This window comes from Chryseobacterium sp. 2TAF14, from assembly GCF_052115105.1.
Lineage (GTDB): Bacteria > Bacteroidota > Bacteroidia > Flavobacteriales > Weeksellaceae > Chryseobacterium.
In genome coordinates, this window is sequence record NZ_JBFRGA010000276.1 from 1 (window position 1) to 3,285 (window position 3,285).

At 30.1% G+C, this 3,285-nt stretch carries 4 protein-coding genes; all 4 read right to left on the reverse strand.

Features of this window, described 5'->3' with window-relative positions:
- Window positions 1–411: 411 nt before the first annotated feature.
- On the reverse strand, window positions 412–1,551 hold the full coding sequence (locus AB4Y90_RS17365) for a hypothetical protein (protein ID WP_441558821.1): 1,140 nt from the start codon (window positions 1,549–1,551) through the stop codon (window positions 412–414).
- Window positions 1,552–1,562: 11 nt separating this feature from the next.
- The gene (locus AB4Y90_RS17370) at window positions 1,563–1,871 is read right to left on the reverse strand and encodes a hypothetical protein (RefSeq protein WP_441558822.1); all 309 of its coding nucleotides are present in this window, start codon (window positions 1,869–1,871) and stop codon (window positions 1,563–1,565) included.
- The gene (locus AB4Y90_RS17375; RefSeq protein ID WP_441558823.1) at window positions 1,868–2,713 is read right to left on the reverse strand and encodes a hypothetical protein; all 846 of its coding nucleotides are present in this window, start codon (window positions 2,711–2,713) and stop codon (window positions 1,868–1,870) included. The genes AB4Y90_RS17370 and AB4Y90_RS17375 overlap by 4 nt, the downstream gene beginning before the upstream one ends.
- A gap of 143 nt (window positions 2,714–2,856) precedes the next feature.
- On the reverse strand, window positions 2,857–3,285 hold a 429-nt coding region (locus tag AB4Y90_RS17380; protein WP_441558824.1), incomplete at its 5' end, for a hypothetical protein.

Consider the following 3,285-nt stretch of genomic DNA (forward strand, 5'->3'; position numbering starts at 1 on the left):
GTCCATGCCCTGCATGATGATCAAATCCAGATTCCCATGGATCACTGCCATTCTCAGAAGACATATCTCCTAAATGTATTTCCCAACTTTATCATTGACTTCATTTATGACGCCAAACAATGCTGCAGCAGTTTTTGGCACTAAGTAATGGTCTCCTTTACCTTCAAGATATGCAATAATTTTAGGTCTTTTAACTTTAATGAGATAGTCATCAAAAATTTTGTCTTGTGTTTCTTCATCTAGTTTTTGATTTTCATCAAGCCCTAAACTTCAAATTGCACCATTAAAAGTATCAGGAATAATAATATTATAACTGTAAAATTTGGAGTAACCAAATTTAATCAGTGCATCGATAAACTTTTCTTCCCTTACTATATCTAGAGAATTTGGATCTACATCAATATGCAGGTTTTATTTTAATCTGTCAATATGGTCAAATGAAACATTTTCAAAGTTTATATTTCCAAAGTTTTTATTTGTCCAAGTTTTCATTAGTAAATTCTTATCTAATTGAACATCAAATGTTTCTTGACTAAATCTATGTAATAAAAAATCAGTGTTCTGAAGTTTAAATGTTAAATAATTATATAAATTATATTTGTCTTCAATATCTCGAGTATATTCTATCGTAAAATAATTCCCTTTTGTTACTGTTTTTTTATATTCCTTTTGCCCGATAATAGGTGATGAGTCATTTTTTGCCCATAACAAATATTTACTTTTATCATTATTAAAAATAAGTATCTGTAAATTTGTAATCTCTTTTTCTGATGCTGCAATGTATATGATATCGTCATCCTGGTCGTCATCCAAATCCGCATTAACTATATCTATAATTTGATAGTCTTTTTTCAAATAATGATAAATGTCTGGAGCTTTTGCAACAGTTTCTTTAAAAAGTAGTTGCAAATACTCAAGCTTATTATTTTTTGTGTCTGTTTCTTTAATTAGCTTTTTAATTACATATTRAAATATTTTTTTATCTTCGAAATGAAAGCTACAAACAAGATAATTGAATAATTCATCTAATTGTTTATCTTTTAACCATAAATCAATTTCTTTATCATTAGGACTGAAAAGTAATTTGTTGATTACAATATTATAATCCATACTATGATCTAAATTCTTAAAATCATTAGATTTATAGTACTGTAGGCTACTTTTATTAAGTAAGGGAAGTTCAGTTTTCAAAGAAACAATCTTGTTCGATGGAAAGATAATTAATTGTTGAGCATATCCATCCAAGCTATCTTGTTCGAAAATATGATGTGGTAATATTTGATATATTTGATTGGAATTCAATTTAATACCTAACTTATCATATAGACTTTTATTGAAATCGCTTTGGTTTGGTACATTGAAATGTTCAAACGTGAGAACCTCTTTAACTAAATTTCCAGCTTTGGAGTAATAATCTTCTTTTTGATTATTACTCCAAGAATCCATCACATAAGACTCGTCCGAATCTTCTAACTCATAGTTATAATTTTGTCCCTTATTTTTACAACTAATAAATAATAGCAATAGGATTATAAATATATTTTTTTTCATTATTTCTTATTTTACTTATGTCCGATATGGAAATGGTTTTCATGCCCTCCTGCACGAGATGCGTTAACTACCGTTTTATACTGATAATTATTGACAAAATCCCATTCAACAGCTATTTTATATATTTTTTGCATAGCTTCATCTAATTTAGTTTCGCTTCCCCAATAATTTTTTGCAACTGTCCATAATTGTTCTCCTGGAGCGTTTGTACAACCTGGATATCTGATATCTATATCCTTTCCTGTTTTATGTGTTGAATGTCCTAAATTTGTTTTGCCATCATGAGAAGAAATATCATTATAATACAATGTTTCTGTCAAACCACTTTCTTTAACAGAATAAAAGAACCTAATAATGCTGCAACACATTCTTCATTTGCCCAGTTGTCTCCTCCAATAGACTTACTATCTCTAGTTCCATATCTACCCCAATTAATACCTGATTCTGGAAAATTAAAATATCCATGTTCGCTTTTCTCCAGTGTATAAGACTTTTCTAGTACACCATTTTTATATACCTCGAATTTATATGTTTTGCTCTCTGAGGTCATTGCTTTTGAATATGTTTTTTTTATATAATTAGTTTTATATAGATTATATTCTCCATTTATGCTTTGTGCATTATCCTTTTGACATTCGTTAACTTTAAATGCTTTATAGGTTTTAGTAAAATAATCTTTGGCATCTTTCCATTTAAATGCACTTTTACCGACAACTTTTTTTCTTATTTGTTTGAAGAGCTCATCACTATCATTAGTAGATTTGACTTTGTCCGCCTCTTTCCAAACTTCATGTTTTTCCCAGAATGCAATTGCAGTTAAAACTGCATATTTAATTTCTTCAACTTTTTCGGGGTTTGCCTCCAAATCTATATATTCATTAGGAAAAATTTCTCTTAATGTTTCTGAAGCATTCTTATAATTTGCTCTACCAGTTAGTTGTTTTAGCCCTCTTCCTCTAAATTTCCAACCATCTTCACTTGCTTCATTGCCATTGCCATTGCCATAACCATTTTCATGAGCATATAAATAATTATATAGTCTTTTTTGAGGTCTATCTTGACAATAATTGTCTAAAAGTCCTTTTGATTCCAAATTTTTTGCTCTATCTCCAAAAGCAATTTTTGCACTTCTCATTGAGTGGTTTATATTTCCTTCAACCATCCAATCTGGATTTACTCCTAATGTTTCGACTCCAACTTGTGCAAAAAAATGTGCTTTTCTTAAACAGGTGTCTAAATGAATTGGTTTACTTGTTTTTTGACGTTGCTTAATATACTGATTTAAGTATTTTACAACTTCTGTCCTTATTGTCTTTGCACTAGAAAGTACTCCGAAACAGTCTTCAATATTTTGAGCGTAATTTCCTCTTCACATCTTTTACATTTACCTTCTTTCGATGGTCCATCAACACTTTCACTTCCGACTTTCACCGCTCCTGTATAACCAGCCAGTTTTGCAAGTGAACTTCCTTTTTTAAGCTTTGCAGCTGCCATACCTAAGTTGCCGTCTGCATCGTATAAAACCTTTCCATCGGTATTGTTTTCCTTCACCATTGCGTAGACCGTAAGAAGATTTATTTTATTTCTTATATTATTCCAGACTATTTTTTCTCTTATTACTCCGCTTTTGTCAACTTTTACATTATTTGCATACAACAGCAACGGGTCTTTCCCAAACACTGAATTTCTAATTTCCAGATATAAATTCTCACTTGGCTTTATTCCCCTTGTATG

Coding starts and splice junctions, on each gene's coding strand:
- AB4Y90_RS17375 (WP_441558823.1), bottom strand. CDS start 2,713: ATGGTTGAAGGAAATATAAACCACTCAATGAGAAGTGCAAAAATTGCT.